Genomic DNA, 17,924 nt, shown 5'->3' with positions numbered 1-17,924 from the left:
ATAAAATCAAGGCTATTCGCACCATTAAAGTGCGTCAGTTTTTAGGCTTTACCGTACGACGGCTCGGCTCCGCATGGGCCGGATCATCCGGCCAACGGTGTTTGGGGTAGCGCCCCCTCATCTCTTTTTGCACTTCCGGGTAGCTGTTTTGCCAGAAACCCGCCAGATCCTGAGTGACCTGCAGCGGTCGCATCGCCGGAGACAGCAGATGGAGTTTCAAGGCAGTGCCGTTACCGATACGCGGCGTATCCAGACAGCCGTACATCTCCTGCATCTTCACCGCCAGTACCGGTGGTGTCTCGCTGTAATCGATCTTGATTTTGGAACCGGTTGGCACCTCGTAGCGTTGTGGCGCCAGCTCATCCAACTGCTGCGGTAATGGCCAGGGCAACAGGGCCTGCAGAATATTCTTCAGATCCAGGTTGGCAAAGTGATTGATATGGCTGACCGATGCCAGATAGGGTGCCAGCCAGCCATCCACAGTTGCCAGCAACGCTTTGTCGGATAGATCCGGCCAAGGATTGTCCTGTCCCTGCTGCTCAAAGCTGGTGTGGAGAAATTGCACCCGTGTCTGCCATTCGCGCAGTGCTGGTGTCCAGGGCAGCAGTTCAAGGCCACGCTTTTGTACCAGTGCAACCAACGCCTCAGTACGCGCTTCTTCGGATACCTCTTTCAGTGGCGCACTGCTAAGCACCAGCTTACCGATCCGGCGCTGACTCTCGGCGGTCAGGCGGTCCTGCTGCTTGCTCCACTCCACCGCTTCGACCTCAGTAACCAGGTCTGCCAGCGGGCCGTCAAACAATTGTGGATCAAGTGCTGCTGACAGGTAGATGCGGTCAGTAGAATCACCACTGCGACCACCCACCTGAGCCAATGCCAGCCACTGCCCTTTATAATGATCCTCTTCCGGCAAGCGCGCAGCGCGACCAGTGCTCATACGGAAATCCAATCCAGCTGGGGTACGACGCGAAGCACTTCGGTCCGGATACGCACAGGCGATCAGGAAACCGATCCAGCGGTGGTCTGTTGGATCTTGTACAGCATCTGGAGAGTTTAACTTCAGCAGGTCACACTGACGGCGGAACTGTTTGCTCTGCTGCCGCATACGGTGCAACGCCCCCTGGGTATGGCGCTCCGCTTTGATATCGCCCCGCAGCCAGGCCAGTCGTTCGGTTATATCTGTATCCCGACGGCGTAACGGATCACGGTCGGACAGCAACGCCGCCAGATCACAAGCCAGTGGCGTTAAGCCATAGCGAATACCCAGCAACAGCATATGGGCGAGACGTGGGTGGGTGGATAGCTCTGCCATCGCCTCACCGTGCTCAGTCAGGCGGTAGTTATCGCCGTTGCGCTCTACCGCCCCTAACCGCTCCAGCAGATCCAGACCTTGTTGATAAGGCGCGGCTGGTGGTAGATCCAGCCAACACAGCTCAGCAGGATCATCCACTCCCCAGCGTGTGAGTTGCAGCACCAGTGGAGTCAGATCCGCTTGGGTAATCTCCGGCGCAGTAAATGGCGCCAGCTGTGCCTGCTGGGTTTCAGACCAAAGACGGTAACAGACACCCGGTTCCATACGGCCGGCACGGCCGGCGCGCTGTACACTGGCAGCACGGGCCAGGCGGCGTGTCTGCAAGCGGGACATACCGGTGCCCGGATCAAATACCGCTTCGCGGCTTAATCCCGCATCCACCACCACCCGCACACCTTCGATGGTCAAACTGGTTTCAGCAATGGCAGTCGCCAGCACCACTTTGCGCTGGCCCTGCGGCGCCGGTTCAATCGCTTTGCGCTGATCCTGAAGGCTAAGATCACCATAAAGAGGTGTGACCATCACGTTGGCCAGGTCGTCCCAGCCCGCCAGCTTATCGCTGAGCAGCTTGTGAGTGCGGTTTATCTCCCGTTGTCCCGGCAGGAACACCAACACACTGCCCTCTTCCGCCGCCAAAGCATCCATGACCGTTGCCGCCGCAACCGGTTCAATGGCCCGCTCCAGTGTGGCCGCTTCACCGTAATGAACCATCACCGGATAAGCCCGCCCTTCACTGCGCAGCACCGGCGCACCGTCCAGCAGCTCCGATACCGCGGCACCATCCAGAGTGGCCGACATGACCAGCAGTTTTAACGGCTCATCGTCGCGAAACAGCATCCGTCCCTGCTGGGTCAGAGCCAGCGCCAGATCGGCATCCAGGCTGCGTTCGTGGAATTCATCGAAGATCACCAGACCGATCCCCTCAAGGCTCGGATCGGATTGCAGCATGCGGGTCAGAATCCCCTCGGTCACCACCTCGATACGGGTCTTGCCGCTGACCCTGGTATCCAGGCGCACCCGGTAACCCACAGTTTCACCGGCTTTCTCACCCAGCACCGACGCCATCCTCTCCGCCGCGGCACGGGCTGCCAGACGACGCGGTTCCAGCATGATGATCTTCTGACCTGACAGCCATGCCTCATCCAGCAGCGCTAGCGGCACACCGGTGGTTTTACCGGCACCCGGCGGTGCCTCCAAAACCAGCTCATCATGAGCATTCAGGCGTTCTTTGAGTTCTGGGAGGATGACGTTAATCGGCAGATCAGACATGAATCGGGATAAATTCCAGGGTGAAAAGTCAGACCCGCTATTGTGCCACTATAGGTATTAGCCGTTAATCTCAGGCTTGGTGTTTTTCCGTTGCCATAAGACAAATCCTGGCCAAAATTGCGCCAATTGCAGGTCAAACTGCCCGGAATTTAATGTTAGGATCTGACAACTTTTTATGACTTTCTCAGACATGGAAGACAGACCGTGAGTAAGCTGAAGCTTCTGGTAGCACCTGCCGACACCGCCAACAACTCCGAGCGTTGGTACGAATTCGTGGTGTACCTCAGCCGTACACTGGAGCAAACCATCGGTCTGGATACGGCCTTTGATATGGCCGATTTCCGCAGCCGCATGCATCAGGCGGACATTGTTTTTTCCCCGCCAACGGAAGCGGTGCTGCTGAGCAACAAAGCCTCCTATATCCCGGTGTGTCGCCCAGAGAACCAGTCGGAAGAAGTTGCGTTTGCGGCCCATGCAGAAAACAGCTCTGCGTCCCTGAAAGGCCTGCAGGGTGCCGAGGTGATCACCTGTGGCAACAACGTTACCACCCGTTTAGGCCTCACCCTACTGGCGAAGAAAGGGATCAAACCTGGCTCCATCACCAGCAAGAACGGCTGGATGCATGTTTTGAAAGCACTGCAGAGCACCCCGGAGGCCTACGCCTTTTTCAGTAAAAACTTCTATGACGAGCTGAACCCGCTTTCACGGGGCAACCTCTCGCTGCTGGGCAGCAGCAAGCTGAACCTGGTGTATGCACAGATGCTGGTAAAACCATCCCACCGCGCACTGGCTGATAGCCTGTCGATGGCTCTGCTGTCGATGAAGGAGTGTGACAAGGGTTCACAGGTATTGGAGAAGCTGGGTATCAGCGGTTGGAGCGAAAGCACCAACGATGATGTAGCGGCAATGGGGCAGTTGCTGCGGATAGGGTGATAGTAAGATTTATGGGAATTGTTGGGCTTCGCTGGGCGAAGGCCAACCTACAATAGAACCGTGCCTTCCCAGTAGGTTGGCCAACGCAAAGCGTTGCCCAACACATCACACTTTTCTGTCTTGTCCTGATATAGGTTGACACTATTTCAGGACGGGACATTCAAAACAAAAAAGCCCCGGCGCACAGCCAGGGCTTTTTTGTTTGGATCTTACGGTCGCTACTCAGTCGATAATGTAATCAACAAAATCCTCTTCGCGGATCTCGTTGTCTTTCACTTCGTAGTAGCTCAGTACCGATGCATTGGACTCGATCACCGTCTCCTGACGACCGCTAACCAGCGGGTGCCAATCCGGCAGTTCCTTACCTTCATGGATCAGGCGGTAGGCACAACTTGGTGGTAACCAGTGGAACGCTTCCACATCTTCCGGACGCAGTTTGACGCAATCCGGTACCAGCGTGCAGCGATCTTCGTAACGGGTACAGTGGCAGTTATCAAAATCAAGCAGATGACATACCACGGTGGTGTAAAACACCTCCTGGGTATCTTCATCCTCAACCTTGTGCAAACAGCACAAAGCGCAGCCGTCGCAGAGTGATTCCCATTCCTGCGGACTCATCGCATCCAGCGATTTACTGCGCCAGAAAACCTCGTGCGCCACTTAGCGAACTCCGGTTTCCGGACGGTCTTGGTGCAGGTCCAGCATGTAGTCGTCTTTTGGCGGCGGCATCTGCAGGAAGAAACCTTTTTCGTCGATCTCGGACAACACCTTTGCGGTATCCACACGGGCCAGCTCCCGCTTTTCGGTCAGCGGCATATCCATCACGTGCAGGGCCGCGCCAAACAGCTCCAGCAAGGCTTCAGGTACGCGGTTCAACTGATCGCGCTTGTCCACGTACAGGTACATTTCGTCCTTACGGGAGCTTTTGAATACAGAACAAATTTTCATCAGTCTCGTTTCCCAATCTCTTTCAGGGCAGCCAGCAGTTTGTCACCCACTGCTCTAGCACGCCATGGGCTGACCGCTTCAGGCATCTGGTAGTTGTTATCATCCAGACCGGAACGGATCAGCGCATCCAGCTCTTTCTTGCGCAGCATGATCTCCGGTGCCACATCCAGGTCGGCGGCACACTCACGCACAATCGCTTTGAGCTTCTTCAACGGTTTGTTCCAGAAATACGGCAGCGGTCGGAGAATCGGCTCGGGCGGGTTCTCTTCCGCACTTTTCTGTGCATTTTTCAGGAAAGACAGTATCTGCGCACCGTCATTGCGAATGATCGCACGCTTGATCTCATCCACACGGGAGAGTTCAAAGTTGTTCTTTGGCCACTGGTTAACAATCTCCAGCAGGGCCTGGTTACGCAGAATACGGTTTCGGGGTACATCGCGGGAACGGCAGGTTTGCTCACGCCACGCGGTCAGATCCCGAAGTGCTGCGATCTTATGGGGCGGCAACGTCCACATCTGTGTGAAACGTTTGTAGTACTCGGCCCCTTCCGGATCTTCGTCAACCGCCTGCTTCAGCATGGCGTCGCTTTCCTGCTGGAGCCATTCTAACATGCCACGGGCTTCAAGTGCGTCTTTCTGCTTCTGGCAGATCGCTGGCAGGTACGCTACATCGAGGGCGGCATAGTGTTCCTGGCTGGCGGTCAGCGGGCGGCGCAACCAATCAGACGTGGTTTCGTGCTTGCCGACTTCGACGCCCAGTACGCTCTGCAGCATACGCTGCAGGCCCATGGAGAAGCCCCAGTTGAGGATCGCTGCGGCAACCTGGGTATCAAATACCGGCTCGGGCAACACCCCCAAACTGTTCTGGAACAGTTCCAGATCCTCGGTGGCGGCGTGCAGCACCTTCAGGACGTCCGGATTGCGGAACAGGGCTTTCAGCGGCTCAAAATCAGTGACAGCCAGAGGATCAATCAGGTAACAGCGCTGATCATCCGCCAGCTGAAACAGCCCAGGAATCGGGTAGAACGTCTCAACCCGCTGGAACTCGGTATCCAGCGCCACCATCGGCAACGTCTGCCAATGTTCGCACCATTTGGCGAGGCTGGCATTATCGGTGATGACGATCGGCTGATCGGCTGAAGCTTCCAGCACCTGCCAGTCATAGGCAGCGGGGGTCTGACTCATACGACTTCCTTAGGCTTGCGCCCTACAGCAGTGAGCGTCGGCCCGCCAGCGCGTGCGCCAGGGTGCCTCCGTCCACATATTCCAGTTCGCCTCCGACAGGGACACCGTGGGCGATGCGTGACACGTTGATATCCAGGTCACGAACCTGCTCGGCAATGTAATGTGCAGTAGCTTCCCCTTCGACCGTTGGGTTGGTCGCCAGGATTAGTTCGCGTACCTCTCCGGAACGCACCCGCTCCAGCAGCTGGTCGATACCCAGGTCTTCAGGGCCAATGCCGTCGATCGGTGACAGGTGACCGCCGAGCACAAAGTAGTAACCGCCGAAACCACCGGTCTGCTCCACCGCAAACAGGTCAACCGGTGACTCGAGTACACAAAGCAATCCCTTGTCACGGCTGGAGGAGGAACAGATCTCACAGGTTTCCTCTTCCGACAGGGTACGGCAGCTGGAGCAGCGGCCAATCTTTTCGATCGCCAGCTCCAGCGACTCAGCCAATGACAGCGCACCCTGCTGGTCACGTTCCAGCAGGTGAAACGCCATCCGCTGGGCAGACTTAGGGCCTACACCCGGCAGACAGCGCAGTGCAGTGATCAGCTGTTGCAGTAAAGGACTGAACGACATCGGTTAGAACGGCATGTTGAAGCCTGGAGGCATCTGCATACCGCCAGTTACTTTTGCCATTTTCTCCTGAGTGTTGGTTTCTACCTTACGTACAGCGTCGTTTACCGCTGCAGCAATCAGGTCTTCCAGGATCTCTTTGTCTTCTTCCATCAGACTGTCATCCAGCTCAACCACACGTACGTCGTGGCGACCGTTCATGGTGATCTTAACCAGACCCGCACCGGATTCGCCGGTCACTTCTGCCTTAGCGATCTCTTCCTGTGCTTTCTGCAGGTTTTCCTGCATCTTCTGGGCCTGCTTCATCAGGTTGCCCATTCCACCTTTCATCATGGGGATATCCTCAAAATTCAATCAATCGGTTCTACGGATGCGAGATCGATCTCAGCATCGAAGTGTTCTTGCAGGCGTTTGACTGTTTCATCGGTCTGAATCGACTCCACGGCCAGCGCCAGCCGCTCACGTTTCTTACGCAGCATATACAGGCTTGGCGTTTCGCGGCTTTGCGAATCCTGTCTAAATTCTACCTCAAGGGAGGCTGCAAAATAATTATTGAGCGCAGTAACAATGCGTTCCTGCTGTACATCGTTGAGCAGTGTTTTCTGTTCGACGGTGTAGTGGAAGGTCAGCGTATTGCCGTTCACCGCTTCCAGCGACAGGTTGTTGGCCAGGCTGGCGGTCATGCCGGTCAGGCCGATAATACTTGCCAGGCGCACCCAGTGATCCACCTGCAAACCGTCTACCTGTAGCGGCAGATCACCGCCGTCCTGCGCCAGTTGCAGGTTGTGTTTCAGCGGCTCAAAGATCGCAGCTTCGGTTGGCAGCTGTTGCGCGCCTTCCTGTAGCGGAGTTTCACTTACTGGTGGCGGAGCGGCAACAACCGGGTCAGCGGCCGCATACGGGGCCGCGGATGGAACAGCTTCAGGCTTTTTTCCTGGCTGACTCCCCTGCGCCGGCGGCAGGTCCTGATAGCCGTTGTCGTAGTCATCCGCTGGGATGTCTGCATCTTCCCATGGTGGAACGTCATCCATGGTGTGCGCAGGCGGCTGCGGTGCCGCAGACATCGCCTGTGGTGCCTGTTCCTGCGCGGCAGGCGGCATCGGTTTAGGTTCTTGTTCCGGACGGGGCTGCGGTTGAGGCGCTGGAGCAGCAGATTGCGGAGCCGGTGGTGCCGGCTGCTGCGCTTGCGGCTCAGGTTGGGCTGCGGGTTGCGGCGCTGGCTGCGGTTCAGGTTTTGGGGCCTCCTGAACCGGCGCGGCTACGGGTGCCGGTTGTGGTTCTACCGGAGCACTGACTGCAGGCTCTGGCTGTGGCTTAACCGGAGCTGCTGGTACAGGTGCTGTTGACGGGCTCGGAGCTGCTTGTACAGCATCACCCGCATTAGCCGGACGCCCTGTAGGTGCAGCGTCTGCCGGACGGAATGCCAGCATACGCAGCAGAATCATCTCCAGACCTTCACGCGAATCCGGCACAAATGGCAGATCCTTACGCCCCATCAGCGCAATCTGGTAGAACAGCTGCAGGTCTTCCGCACGCATGCGGGAAGCCAGGTTCTGCACCTGCTCCTTGTCACCCATGCTGTTATCTACCGCACTTGGTAGTGCCTGCCCCACGGCAATGCGGTGCAACAAGCTGATCAGATCGCCCAACACAGTGTTGTAGTCCGGTGAGAACTGGGCCAGATCGTTAACCGCATCCAGCAAACCCTGCGCGTCCTGGTCGACCAGGCACTCCACCATGCGGTAAACCAGACGGGTATCGATGGTACCAAGCATGGCACGTACATCGGCTTCGTTCACTTCACCGGCACCAAACGCGATCGCCTGGTCGGTCAGACTCATCGCATCACGCATGGAGCCGTCAGCCGAACGGGCCAGCAACCACAGGGCGGGTTCTTCGTAGCTGACGCTCTCTTCACCGAGGACAAACTTCAGGTGGTCCACGATCCGTTCCGGGATCATGTTCTTCAGGTTGAACTGCAGACAGCGGGACAGGATCGTCACCGGCAGCTTCTGCGGATCGGTGGTCGCCAGCAGGAATTTCACGTGTGGAGGCGGCTCCTCCAGCGTCTTCAGCAACGCGTTGAAGGAGTGCGTGGAGAGCATGTGCACCTCGTCAATAAGGTACACTTTGTAGCGGCCGTGAGTCGGCGCATACTGCACGTTTTCCAGCAGTTCGCGGGTGTCTTCCACCTTGGTACGGGACGCCGCATCCACCTCAATCAGGTCAACGAAACGGCCTTCGGCAATCTCGCGACAGGCGGAACATTCACCACAGGGACTGGAGGATACGCCGGTCTCACAGTTCAGAGACTTGGCGAACAGACGTGCGATGGAGGTTTTACCTACCCCGCGGGTGCCGGTAAACAGATAGGCATGGTGTAACCGATCATCGTCCAGCGCATTCACCAGCGCCTTCAGGACGTGTTCCTGTCCAACCATCTCCTGAAAGCGTTTAGGACGCCATTTACGGGCAAGTACCTGATAACTCATCGGCTCACATCACGGGGGATTAAATAATCGAAAATCAGTGGCTTATGCTACCGTTTAGGCTTGGCTAAAGCCAGCGTAAAGCGGAGTCACAGCTGCTTTATAAAGGGTTAAACAAGCGTTAATCCTGGCTCCTGCAGGGCGGCAAACTGCTCGCGCAACTCCAGAATGTGCTCACTCCAGTATTTTACCGTGTTAAACCAGGTAAAACTGTGCGGGAACGCCGGATCTTCCCAGCGCCGGGCCAGCCATGCAGCGTAGTTCATAATCCGCAGGGTGCGGAACACTTCGATCAGCTGCAACTCTTTCAGTTGGAAATCATTAAATTCGCTGTAGCCGTCAATGATTTCTGACAGCTGTGACAACTGCTCGGAACGGCCTCCCGACAGCAGCATCCAGATATCCTGAATGGCCGGCGCCATGCGGGCATCGTCAAAATCCACGAAATGCGGCGCATCGTCACGCCACAACATGTTGCCGCCGTGACAATCTCCATGCACACGGATCTGGCGTACATCCCCCACCTGCGCAATCTTTTCTTCGATCAGCTGTAGGATGTCACGGGTCAGTGTGTCGTAGGAGGTTTTCAGCTCCGCAGGGATAAAATGCTCGCTGACAAACGCGGCACTGTCATACCCGTAACTCTGCACATCAATTGAAGGACGGTATTCAAAAGGACGTGTTGCCCCTACCAGATGCATACGCCCCAGCAGGCGACCGAGGATAAACAGGTTATCGGGATTATCCAGCTCCGGTGCGTGTCCGCCCTTGCGGGGAAAGAGCGAAAAACGGAAACCACCGGCTTGGAACAGGCTCTGCCCATCCTTAACAATCGGCGCGACGACCGGCAGCTCCTGCTCCGCCAGTTCAAAACTGAACTGGTGCTCTTCCAGAATCTGCTCATCGGTCCAGCGCCCCGGACGGTAGAACTTGGCGATCAGCGGCTCGGCATCCTCAATCCCCACCTGGTAGACGCGGTTCTCATAGCTGTTCAGCGGAAAGCTGCGGCCATCGCTCCAGTAGCCCTGACTTTCAATGGCATCCAGAATAAAGCTGGGGGTCAGAGTCTCGAACGGATGGGGATTTGACGACATACTTCCTCATTAATACAGAATAAAAAATAATCTACACAGCACACTACTGCGCAGAAGACTGTCCTAACGGACGGTACTTACTTTGCAGCGAACCAAAAGTACGCACCCACGGCTTCGAGCGCTGCACGGCTGCGGGTAGTTGAGCGACAAACTTGCGCGCCTGCACCGGAGAACCGAACACCTGGTTCAGCACCACCACCATATACGGCCCGGCATCACGCTGGGTTTCGTAATAGACCGCGGAATCAGTCAGCCCATGGCGTTTCAGATAGGATTTGATTTGACCTTCCCGCTTGCTTGGCAGCGCCATCAACTGAACGGCAATCGCCTTCTTAGGTTTATCCAATAGCCAATGGGCCGGTTGACGACCACTTTCTGCTGCGCTTTCTGTTACTGCAGTGACAGTTGCCACGGGTTTAGCCGCAGTTCGTCGTTTAGCCACGGGTTTGGCCGCGGTTTCCGCAACAACCACCGGTTTAACATCCTTAGCTGGCGGCGAGTCTGCCAGTACCTGCTTCAGACTCTTGTAGCTGCGCACCCAGGGCTTATATTTCTGCACACTCTCCGGCAAGGATTTGATCGCGTCCTTGGCAGACGTCAAACCACGGTAGTCACCGTAGGTCACGATGTAGGTCGTTTTATCGGCCAACGCTTCACGATAGATACCAATCGGACCAGACACCTTATGTTTTTTCAGGTAGGCATACGCCGCCTTTTCGCTGTCCTGACGCGAGATCTGAATCAGGTAGTCTTCATCCGGTTTGGATTCAAGCCACTGCGCATCCCGTACCACCACGTATTGATGCGGCTCTGGACGGTTTTCACCCATCAACTGCAGGATCTGCTGCTGCAGGCCCTTACTCTCAGAAACCCCCGCTGCAATACTTTTCTCGGCCCAATTGAGCGCTTTGGCATAATCCTGTTTTACGCCTCGACCATAGAGGTAAAACAACGCCAGATTGTGCATTGCGTATCCGTTGCCCTGCGCAGACGCTTTGCGGTACCAGTCGGAACTGGCCTGCGGATCTGAGTCGGAGAGCAACAACCCCATAGTGTATTGCGCCGTTGGGTCATTGGATTGTGCGGCTTTCGACAGCCACATCTTGGCTTCTTCCGGATTACGCGCGACACCTTCACCACGCAACAACATCAACCCGGTTTTGAGCTGACTGACCGTGATGCCCTGCTCGGCAGAGGCCCTGTACAGTAAAAACGCCTGTGTTGGGTCTTTTTCAATACCGTATCCGTTAGCATACAAAGTAGCGAGGTCACGCTGCGCCTTAGGATTGCCCGCTTCAGCCGATTGCTTAAACCAAGTCACGGCCTGCGGAATATCCGCCTTCACACCATCACCGCGGGTATAGGCCATCCCCAGGTTGTAGGTGGCTTCGTCGTGGCCTGCTTGCGCAGCGGCCTTCAACCAGACAATCGCCTGGGCGTGATCCATTTCCACACCCAAACCTTTGGCGTACAACACAGCGAGGGTGAAGGCAGACTCGGCACTGCCCTGCTCCGCTTCATTGCGGCACACCGTTGCTGCGGTTGCATATTCCTGCTTGTTGTATGCCCCCAGACAGTTGTCCGTTACCGTGTCGGCCGCTTTGACCGACACCACGCCACACATCAAGGCAAACAGGCTGGACCGGGCAAGTGCTCTGAACGTCATTCCCTTTTGTTCCTCTAAACAACTGAAAGGCAGAATTGTGTCTACTTTACCACTCCTGGCCATGCACTCCTATTGAGAGAACGTCTTGCCACCACGCACAACACCAAAGGCCCCCTCGGTAGCAAGCTATACTTTTCAAGTGTTTGGAATAAAGCAGAGTCCCTATGTCGCGATATTTAAACGCAATAATCACCCTGGTGATCTTCGCGATCTTCCTCAAACTGGGCAGCATCGACAGTGTGCAGGCGAAACTGCAGATCGATCAGAAAGAGCTGGCGGTTGGCATGGCGCTCGCAACCTTTGGCAGTCTGCTCGGTCTGCAACTCTTCTCTTTTGAATCCCCCAATCGCGACGACCAACCGCCAATAAAACTGGGCATTAACCTGGGCGGTGCAGTGGTACCGCTGCTATTCATGCTGCATTTTTTCAACCTGCAGCCACCCGCTGCAATGGATATGATCATCCTCACGCTACTGGTCACTGCGGTGGTTTATCCGATGAGTCGCTTTGACAGTAAACGCGGCATGATCGTCTACCTGTTTGGTGCCGTTGTATTCGCAGCCGTTGGCGCCCTTCTGCTCGATCCGGAAAACTACCTGGTACTGGCCTACTCCGCCGCTGTTTTAGGCACGCTGATCGGCGGAGATCTGTTGCACCTGCCACAGATAAAGAAACTGGCTGAACGACGGGCTAACACCATCATAATCGGCGGCGGAGGTGTGCTGGATGCAATTTTCCTGAGCGGCCTACTGGCGATGATGACAGCCGAAACCATGCAACAGATGAATTTTCTCTGAGCACAGAACGAAGTGCCGATCCAAAGCAATGGAATCAATGGGCTTTGTGCTATAGTTGCGCCCAACTGGAACAACCGAAGAGACAACCACCGATGGCGGGATCACTTCAGGATCAGCTGCTTAATGCCGGGCTGATCGATCAGAAAAAAGCAAAACAGGCGAAAACGGACAAACGCAAGAAAGCCAAAAAGGCCAAAGCGGCGCGTAAATCCGGTCTTGAGGTCGAAACCGATAACACTCAGGAGAAGCTGGAGCAGGCTCGTAAAGAGAAGCAACAGCGTGACCGCGAGCTGAACAAAGCCCGCGATGCCGAACGTGCGGTAAAAGCGACCGAAGCGGAAGTACGCGACATCATTCAGCAACACGCACTGGTGATTCCTGCTGATGCTGAAATTCCGTACAACTTTGTTGAAAACAAGAAGATCAAGAAGATCTACGTGACATCCGAGCAGCAGGCACAGCTGATTCGTGGTCAGTTGGCGATCGCCATTCTGGGTGAGAGCCACCGCCTGATTCCGGATGTGATGGCAGAAAAGATCGAACAGCGTATGCCGGATCTGGTGATCCGCATCCAGCCAGAAGAGGAGCCGGATAAGGACGATCCATACGCAGACTACAAGATCCCTGATGATCTGATGTGGTAATACTGCAGGGGAGCACCAAAGGTGTTCCCCTTTTAGTTTCTGCCCCTCACAACCGTGGGGCCAAGGTGTTAAGCTCAGAGCAACCAAAACACCGGGACAGATACACCATGGACGTCAGCAAACAGCAACGCGCCTTTTTCCGTAAACTCTACCTGAGCCACCTGATCAGCCAGGAACAACTCAACGTCACCGCCCTGCAAAAACTCACCGGCATGCCCCGCCGCACCATCCAGGATACCCTGAAAGACCTGTCCGATATCGGCATCCAATGCAGCTTCATACAGCAGGAAGGTGGTCGCAACAATGCCGGTTTTTACCAGGTGGACTGCTGGGGGCCAATTGACCCAAGCTGGATAAACAACAACTTAGCGTTGCTCGAAGACGTTTTGCAGATTTCACGCTAAAAATTGCTCAACCTTTGCCCCGTTTCGCCGATAGCTTTACCCAGTACAAACTGGGGTAATCACAATGCTTGAATCAATTCTGAATGGGAACCTTTTTGGCAACACCGCACTCGGTGCGCCACAAGGTAATGCAGCGGGTAACGCCAACGCGGCCGACTCACGGAATGAGCAGAAAGCAGCTAACCCTGTGCACCTACCGCCACCTCCTCCGGGCGGTATGTCACTGTCGGCTGCTGAACGCTACAGCAAAGCCGAGAGTTTCTCACTGGATCTGACCACCAAAGAGGGTGACCGCGTCACCATCACCTTTGACCACGCCAGTGCCATGCAAGCCAGCCTGGGTGCGACCACCGATGGCCAGGGCGGTTCTGCTGCGGTCTATAACGTGAGCCGCGCCGAACGGAACGAGTTCCAGTTTTCCATCGAAGGCGACCTGAACGATGACGAGCTGGAAGCGATCCAGAACCTGATTCAGGACGTGAGCCTGATCGCGGACGATTTCTTTAACGGTGACGTACAGGCAGCCTTTGAACAGGCCTCCGAATTCGAGATGGACACCTCCCAGCTCAGCTCCATGTCCCTGAACATGAGCCGCAGTGAACAGTACACTGCCGTTGCGGCCTACCAGGAAGTACAGAACCACGGCAACAACTACGCCGGTGGCCAACGCCTGGGGCAGATGGCCAATATGCTCAACCACCAGCGTAGCGACAGCGCTCTGAGCTTCGTCGACCAGCTGGGCTCACTTCAGGAGCAGATCCTCGACAGTCTGGTTGAACAGGATGCACGTTACCAGGAAGCGGACGAAGAGCAGCAGAACAAGTTCGACCAGAACCGCAACGTGCTGTACAGCATGCTGGACGACTGATCGAACACACGCTGAATCGGCTCACGTACTTGGAACACTTCGGGCGACCTCACAGGTCGCCTTTTTATTTTCTCACGTCCTCGGTAAACTGAGCCCAAACTCCCAATATCTCGTACCGCCTTAGCGTAGTACCCTAAAGGACGAGCCTCTCTCCATGACTCAAGTGCTGATCATCGGCTACGTATGGCCCGAACCGCGTTCCTCTGCGGCGGGATCCCATATGATGGAATTGATTCACTGTTTCCAGGCCCAGGACTGGCAGGTAACCTTCGCTAGCCCGGCTCAGCTCAGTGCCCACATGGAAGACCTGTCTGCGCTTAATATCGATGCCGTCAGCATCGAGCTGAACAGCGAAACTTTCGATCGCTACATCGCCAATCTGCAACCAGATATTGTGTTGTTCGACCGCTTTATGATGGAGGAGCAGTTCGGCTGGCGGGTGGAGAAAGCGTGCCCGAACGCCTTGCGTATTCTGGATACAGAAGACCTGCACTTTCTGCGTAACGCCCGTCATACAGCATTGAAGCAGCAGCGTCCGATGGTACCGGAAGACCTGTTCAGCGAGATGGCTCAGCGCGAGGTCGCATCGATCTATCGTTCTGACCTGACGCTGATGATCTCCGACTACGAGATCCAACTGCTGACCAGTCAGTTTGGCGTCAGTGAAGATCTGCTGCACCACCTGCCCTTTATGCTGGATCCAGAAAAACTGGACCAGCCGCGCCCTGCATACACAGAGCGCCAGCACTTTGTCAGTATTGGCAATTTCCGCCATGCCCCGAACTGGGATGCAGTGCTTTGGCTCAAACAACAGATCTGGCCGAAGATCCGTAAGCAGCTCCCCGACGCCGAGCTGCACGTGTACGGCGCCTATCCGCCCCCTAATGCCACCGCACTGGATAATCCCGCTGAAGGGTTTCTGGTAAAAGGCTGGGCGGAGGATGCTGACGAAGTGGTACGCAACGCACGTGTACTGCTGGCCCCGCTGCGCTTTGGCGCGGGCATCAAGGGCAAACTGGTCGAGGCAATGATCAATGGCACTCCGAATGTCACTACCCCCATTGGTGCCGAGGCGATGAGCGGCGGACTACCCTGGGGTGGCCAGATTGAAGACAATGCCCACGACTTTGCGCAAGCCGCGGTTGGCCTGTATCAGGACGAGGCACAGTGGCAAAGCTGCCAGAAGATGGGTGACCGTATCATCCGTGAAGTGTATGACCGTAAACCGCTGGCTGATCAACTGATCCAACATATCCAGCTGCTACGTGAAACCCTCAACAGCCACCGGATGTTCAACTTCACCGGTTCCATGCTGCGCCATCACCATCACCGCAGCACTCAGTTCATGTCCCAGTGGATTGAGACCAAGACCCGGCTGGCAGAGCTGCAGGCGGAGCCTCAAGCAGCAACTGACGGGTAACTATGGCGTTCCAACTACGTGACTATCAGCGGGATGCCGTCGACGCCACGGTACGCCATTTCCGAAAAAGTGATGAAGCTGCCGTTATTGTGTTGCCCACCGGTGCCGGTAAAAGTCTGGTGATCGCCGAACTGGGCAGGATTGCCCGCCGTAAGATTCTGGTACTGACCCACGTAAAAGAACTGGTTGAGCAGAACCACGCCAAGTACGAAGCCTACAACCTCAAAGCCAGCATCTACTCCGCTGGCCTGAAGCAAAAAAGCACCGAGCATCAGGTAACCTTTGCCAGCGTACAATCGGTGGCCCGTAACTTAGATGACTTTGCCGAACAGTACTCCCTACTGATTGTGGACGAGTGCCACCGAATCTCCGGGGATGATGAAAGCCAATACGGACGGATCATCCAACAGCTGAAGAAACACAACACAGGACTGAAAGTCCTTGGCCTGACTGCCACCCCCTACCGTTTGGGCATGGGCTGGATCTACCGTTACCACTACCACGGTTTCGCGCGTGGCGGTGACAACCCACCGTTTGCGCACTGCATCTACGAATTGCCCCTGCGTTACATGATCACCAAGGGCTTCCTGACACCACCGGAACTGACCGACGCCCCCATCGCCCAGTACGACTTCTCAGCACTCAACACCAGCCGTTGGGGTGAATACAACGAACGCGAAGTGAACGAGCTGCTGGTACGCCATCCACGGGTGACCCGCGCCATCTGCGAACAGGTGGAAACCGTGGCCGAAGACCGCCAGGGTGTGATGATCTTTGCCGCCACCGTTGATCACGCCAAAGAGATCGCCGGTTATCTGCCTGGGGCAGAAACCGCGCTGATCACCGGCGCAACGGCTACAGCCGAACGTGATGACCTTATCCGCCGCTTTAAGAACCGCGAACTGAAGTTTCTGGTTAACGTCTCGGTTTTGACCACCGGATTTGATGCCCCGCATGTAGACCTGATCGCCATCCTGCGTCCGACCCAGTCGGTCAGCCTCTACCAACAGATTGTAGGTCGTGGCCTGCGCCTCGCTGAAGGTAAAACCGAGTGCAAAGTAATCGATTATGCGGGCAACGGCTTTGATCTCTTCCATCCGGAGGTGGGCTCGCCCAAACCCAACAGTGATAGCACGCCGGTGCAGGTGTTTTGCCCAGTGTGTGAATTTGCCAACATTTTCTGGGGCAAGACCGACGACGAAGGCAACATCCTCGAGCATTATGGCCGTCGCTGCCAAGGCGTCGAAGAGGATGAGCAGGGGCGCAAGGTACAGTGTGACTACCGCTTCCGCTTTAAGGAGTGCCCACACTGCAATGCCGAAAACGATATCGCCGCCCGCCGCTGCCACAGTTGCGACAAGGCGATCATCGACCCGGACGATATGCTCAAGAACGCCTTAAAGCTGAAGGATGCACTGGTAATCCGCTGTGCGGGGATCGAGTTGAGCGATAACAGCGGTCGCTTGCGGATCACCTACCACGACGAGGAAGGCGCTGAAGTCAGCGAGAGCTTTGATCTGAAGAATCCGGGACAACGCAAGAAATTCAACCAGCAGTATGGCCGTCGTGTGGGCGACGGCAGCCAACCACAGCAATTCAAAACGCTGGAGCAGGTGCTGGCGATCAGTGAACAGTTCCGTGCGCCGGATTTTGTGATCGCCCGCAAAAGCGGCCACCACTGGCGGGTGAAAGAGAAGTTGTTTGACTACGAAGGGCGGTATCGGAAGGCGAATGAGCTGGGGTGATCACTTGTGTGTTGGGCATTGCTGCGCAATGGCCAACCTACTGATACGACTGCGTTGCGAGTAAGCTGTAGGGCGTCTTTTAAGGCGCCAGCAGGCGACAAGCCTGCTTCCCACCATCGCTGCCGGTTCCCACGCATAACATGAAACCCGAATCGAGATTATTTCTCTGGAATCTGCCCCGGCAGTTCGTCGGCAAGGTGTTCTGAAAACTCGGCCAAAAGCTGGTTCAACGCATTCACATACCCGTCGTAACCACCTTCGGCAATTACAGTGCCACGGTAACGCTCGGTGCGGATCAGTTCCTGTCCGTAATCAGCCAACAAGGTCCAGGTCAGGTTAAGTGCTACCTCACCATTCACCTCCCCTGAAAAGCGATCTACAAAGATACGCACCTGATACTCCGGTCGGAAGCGGTTGTCCCAAGGGGACGGCCACACACTGTCATGATCAAGACGGCGGGCGACATTTTCCGCCAGCACCCGCGTAAAAGCCGGTTCCAGTTCCCCCGCCCAGATATGGTAGGTGGCTACAT

General features: G+C 56.0%; 17 protein-coding genes. 7 read left to right on the top strand and 10 right to left on the bottom strand.

Annotated elements, in window-relative coordinates; genetic code table 11:
* Positions 1-34 precede the first annotated feature (34 nt).
* Positions 35-2,581, bottom strand: a complete 2,547-nt coding sequence (hrpB, locus tag ACEQ15_RS08350; protein ID WP_370278662.1) for an ATP-dependent helicase HrpB — start codon at positions 2,579-2,581, stop codon at positions 35-37.
* 204 nt (positions 2,582-2,785) lie between these two features.
* On the opposite strand from hrpB, the gene ACEQ15_RS08345 reads away from it, so the two are divergent.
* Positions 2,786-3,514 (top strand): PhnD/SsuA/transferrin family substrate-binding protein, encoded by a 729-nt coding sequence (locus ACEQ15_RS08345; protein ID WP_370278661.1) that lies wholly within the window; start codon positions 2,786-2,788, stop codon positions 3,512-3,514.
* Positions 3,515-3,736: 222 nt separating this feature from the next.
* Here the strand turns inward: ACEQ15_RS08345 and ACEQ15_RS08340 are convergent, their stop codons facing one another.
* From ACEQ15_RS08340 to ACEQ15_RS08305, 8 genes are all read right to left on the bottom strand, one after another.
* A complete protein-coding gene (locus ACEQ15_RS08340) occupies positions 3,737-4,174 on the bottom strand; it encodes a YcgN family cysteine cluster protein (RefSeq protein ID WP_370278660.1) in 438 nt (145 codons plus the stop codon).
* Entirely contained in the window at positions 4,175-4,462 is a 288-nt protein-coding gene (locus tag ACEQ15_RS08335) for a YcgL domain-containing protein (protein WP_370278659.1), read from the bottom strand. It abuts the gene before it with no gap.
* Positions 4,462-5,646 (bottom strand): ribonuclease D, encoded by a 1,185-nt coding sequence (gene rnd, locus ACEQ15_RS08330; protein WP_370278658.1) that lies wholly within the window; start codon positions 5,644-5,646, stop codon positions 4,462-4,464. The genes ACEQ15_RS08335 and rnd overlap by 1 nt, the downstream gene beginning before the upstream one ends.
* A 22-nt stretch (positions 5,647-5,668) precedes the next feature.
* On the bottom strand, positions 5,669-6,268 hold the full coding sequence (gene recR / locus ACEQ15_RS08325; protein ID WP_370278657.1) for a recombination mediator RecR: 600 nt from the start codon (positions 6,266-6,268) through the stop codon (positions 5,669-5,671).
* Between the two features lie 3 nt (positions 6,269-6,271).
* Positions 6,272-6,598 carry a YbaB/EbfC family nucleoid-associated protein gene (locus ACEQ15_RS08320; protein WP_282352400.1) on the bottom strand — a complete coding sequence of 109 codons (327 nt, stop codon included), beginning with the start codon at positions 6,596-6,598 and terminating at the stop codon, positions 6,272-6,274.
* A 17-nt stretch (positions 6,599-6,615) separates the two neighbouring features.
* Positions 6,616-8,757: a DNA polymerase III subunit gamma/tau gene (dnaX, locus tag ACEQ15_RS08315; protein ID WP_370278656.1), complete on the bottom strand. Its 2,142-nt coding sequence runs from the start codon at positions 8,755-8,757 to the stop codon at positions 6,616-6,618.
* Positions 8,758-8,864: 107 nt separating this feature from the next.
* Positions 8,865-9,848, bottom strand: coding sequence for a serine/threonine protein kinase (locus ACEQ15_RS08310; protein ID WP_370278655.1), 984 nt, complete (start codon positions 9,846-9,848; stop codon positions 8,865-8,867).
* 43 nt (positions 9,849-9,891) lie between these two features.
* Positions 9,892-11,514, bottom strand: a complete 1,623-nt coding sequence (locus ACEQ15_RS08305; protein WP_370278654.1) for an SPOR domain-containing protein — start codon at positions 11,512-11,514, stop codon at positions 9,892-9,894.
* 164 nt (positions 11,515-11,678) lie between these two features.
* Between ACEQ15_RS08305 and ACEQ15_RS08300 the strand changes: the two genes are divergently transcribed.
* From ACEQ15_RS08300 to ACEQ15_RS08275, 6 genes are all read left to right on the top strand, one after another.
* Complete coding sequence (locus ACEQ15_RS08300) at positions 11,679-12,311, top strand: DUF1614 domain-containing protein (protein ID WP_370278653.1); 633 nt, start codon at positions 11,679-11,681, stop codon at positions 12,309-12,311.
* 92 nt (positions 12,312-12,403) lie between these two features.
* Positions 12,404-12,955, top strand: a complete 552-nt coding sequence (locus tag ACEQ15_RS08295) for a DUF2058 domain-containing protein (protein WP_370278652.1) — start codon at positions 12,404-12,406, stop codon at positions 12,953-12,955.
* Positions 12,956-13,062: 107 nt separating this feature from the next.
* Positions 13,063-13,359: a helix-turn-helix domain-containing protein gene (locus ACEQ15_RS08290; protein ID WP_370278650.1), complete on the top strand. Its 297-nt coding sequence runs from the start codon at positions 13,063-13,065 to the stop codon at positions 13,357-13,359.
* 64 nt (positions 13,360-13,423) lie between these two features.
* Positions 13,424-14,227 (top strand): hypothetical protein, encoded by an 804-nt coding sequence (locus ACEQ15_RS08285; protein ID WP_370278648.1) that lies wholly within the window; start codon positions 13,424-13,426, stop codon positions 14,225-14,227.
* A 154-nt stretch (positions 14,228-14,381) separates the two neighbouring features.
* Positions 14,382-15,647, top strand: coding sequence for a glycosyltransferase (locus tag ACEQ15_RS08280; RefSeq protein ID WP_370278647.1), 1,266 nt, complete (start codon positions 14,382-14,384; stop codon positions 15,645-15,647).
* Positions 15,648-15,649: 2 nt separating this feature from the next.
* A complete protein-coding gene (locus tag ACEQ15_RS08275; RefSeq protein ID WP_370278646.1) occupies positions 15,650-17,392 on the top strand; it encodes a DEAD/DEAH box helicase in 1,743 nt (580 codons plus the stop codon).
* A 158-nt stretch (positions 17,393-17,550) separates the two neighbouring features.
* On the opposite strand, the gene ACEQ15_RS08270 is transcribed toward ACEQ15_RS08275, so the two are convergent.
* Positions 17,551-17,924 (bottom strand): membrane integrity-associated transporter subunit PqiC (locus ACEQ15_RS08270; protein WP_370278645.1); only part of this gene is annotated, 374 nt, incomplete at its 5' end.

Origin of the sequence: Pontibacterium sp., from assembly GCF_964228735.1 — a bacterium.
In the GTDB taxonomy this organism is placed as follows: Bacteria; Pseudomonadota; Gammaproteobacteria; order Pseudomonadales; family Balneatricaceae; genus Pontibacterium.
This window is presented reverse-complemented; position numbering and strand designations above follow the sequence as displayed.

Coding starts and splice junctions, on each gene's coding strand:
- hrpB (WP_370278662.1), bottom strand. CDS start 2,581: ATGTCTGATCTGCCGATTAACGTCATCCTCCCAGAACTCAAAGAACGC.
- ACEQ15_RS08335 (WP_370278659.1), bottom strand. CDS start 4,462: ATGAAAATTTGTTCTGTATTCAAAAGCTCCCGTAAGGACGAAATGTAC.
- rnd (WP_370278658.1), bottom strand. CDS start 5,646: ATGAGTCAGACCCCCGCTGCCTATGACTGGCAGGTGCTGGAAGCTTCA.
- recR (WP_370278657.1), bottom strand. CDS start 6,268: ATGTCGTTCAGTCCTTTACTGCAACAGCTGATCACTGCACTGCGCTGT.
- ACEQ15_RS08320 (WP_282352400.1), bottom strand. CDS start 6,598: ATGATGAAAGGTGGAATGGGCAACCTGATGAAGCAGGCCCAGAAGATG.
- dnaX (WP_370278656.1), bottom strand. CDS start 8,757: ATGAGTTATCAGGTACTTGCCCGTAAATGGCGTCCTAAACGCTTTCAG.
- ACEQ15_RS08310 (WP_370278655.1), bottom strand. CDS start 9,848: ATGTCGTCAAATCCCCATCCGTTCGAGACTCTGACCCCCAGCTTTATT.
- ACEQ15_RS08305 (WP_370278654.1), bottom strand. CDS start 11,514: ATGACGTTCAGAGCACTTGCCCGGTCCAGCCTGTTTGCCTTGATGTGT.
- ACEQ15_RS08300 (WP_370278653.1), top strand. CDS start 11,679: ATGTCGCGATATTTAAACGCAATAATCACCCTGGTGATCTTCGCGATC.
- ACEQ15_RS08295 (WP_370278652.1), top strand. CDS start 12,404: ATGGCGGGATCACTTCAGGATCAGCTGCTTAATGCCGGGCTGATCGAT.
- ACEQ15_RS08290 (WP_370278650.1), top strand. CDS start 13,063: ATGGACGTCAGCAAACAGCAACGCGCCTTTTTCCGTAAACTCTACCTG.
- ACEQ15_RS08285 (WP_370278648.1), top strand. CDS start 13,424: ATGCTTGAATCAATTCTGAATGGGAACCTTTTTGGCAACACCGCACTC.
- ACEQ15_RS08280 (WP_370278647.1), top strand. CDS start 14,382: ATGACTCAAGTGCTGATCATCGGCTACGTATGGCCCGAACCGCGTTCC.
- ACEQ15_RS08275 (WP_370278646.1), top strand. CDS start 15,650: ATGGCGTTCCAACTACGTGACTATCAGCGGGATGCCGTCGACGCCACG.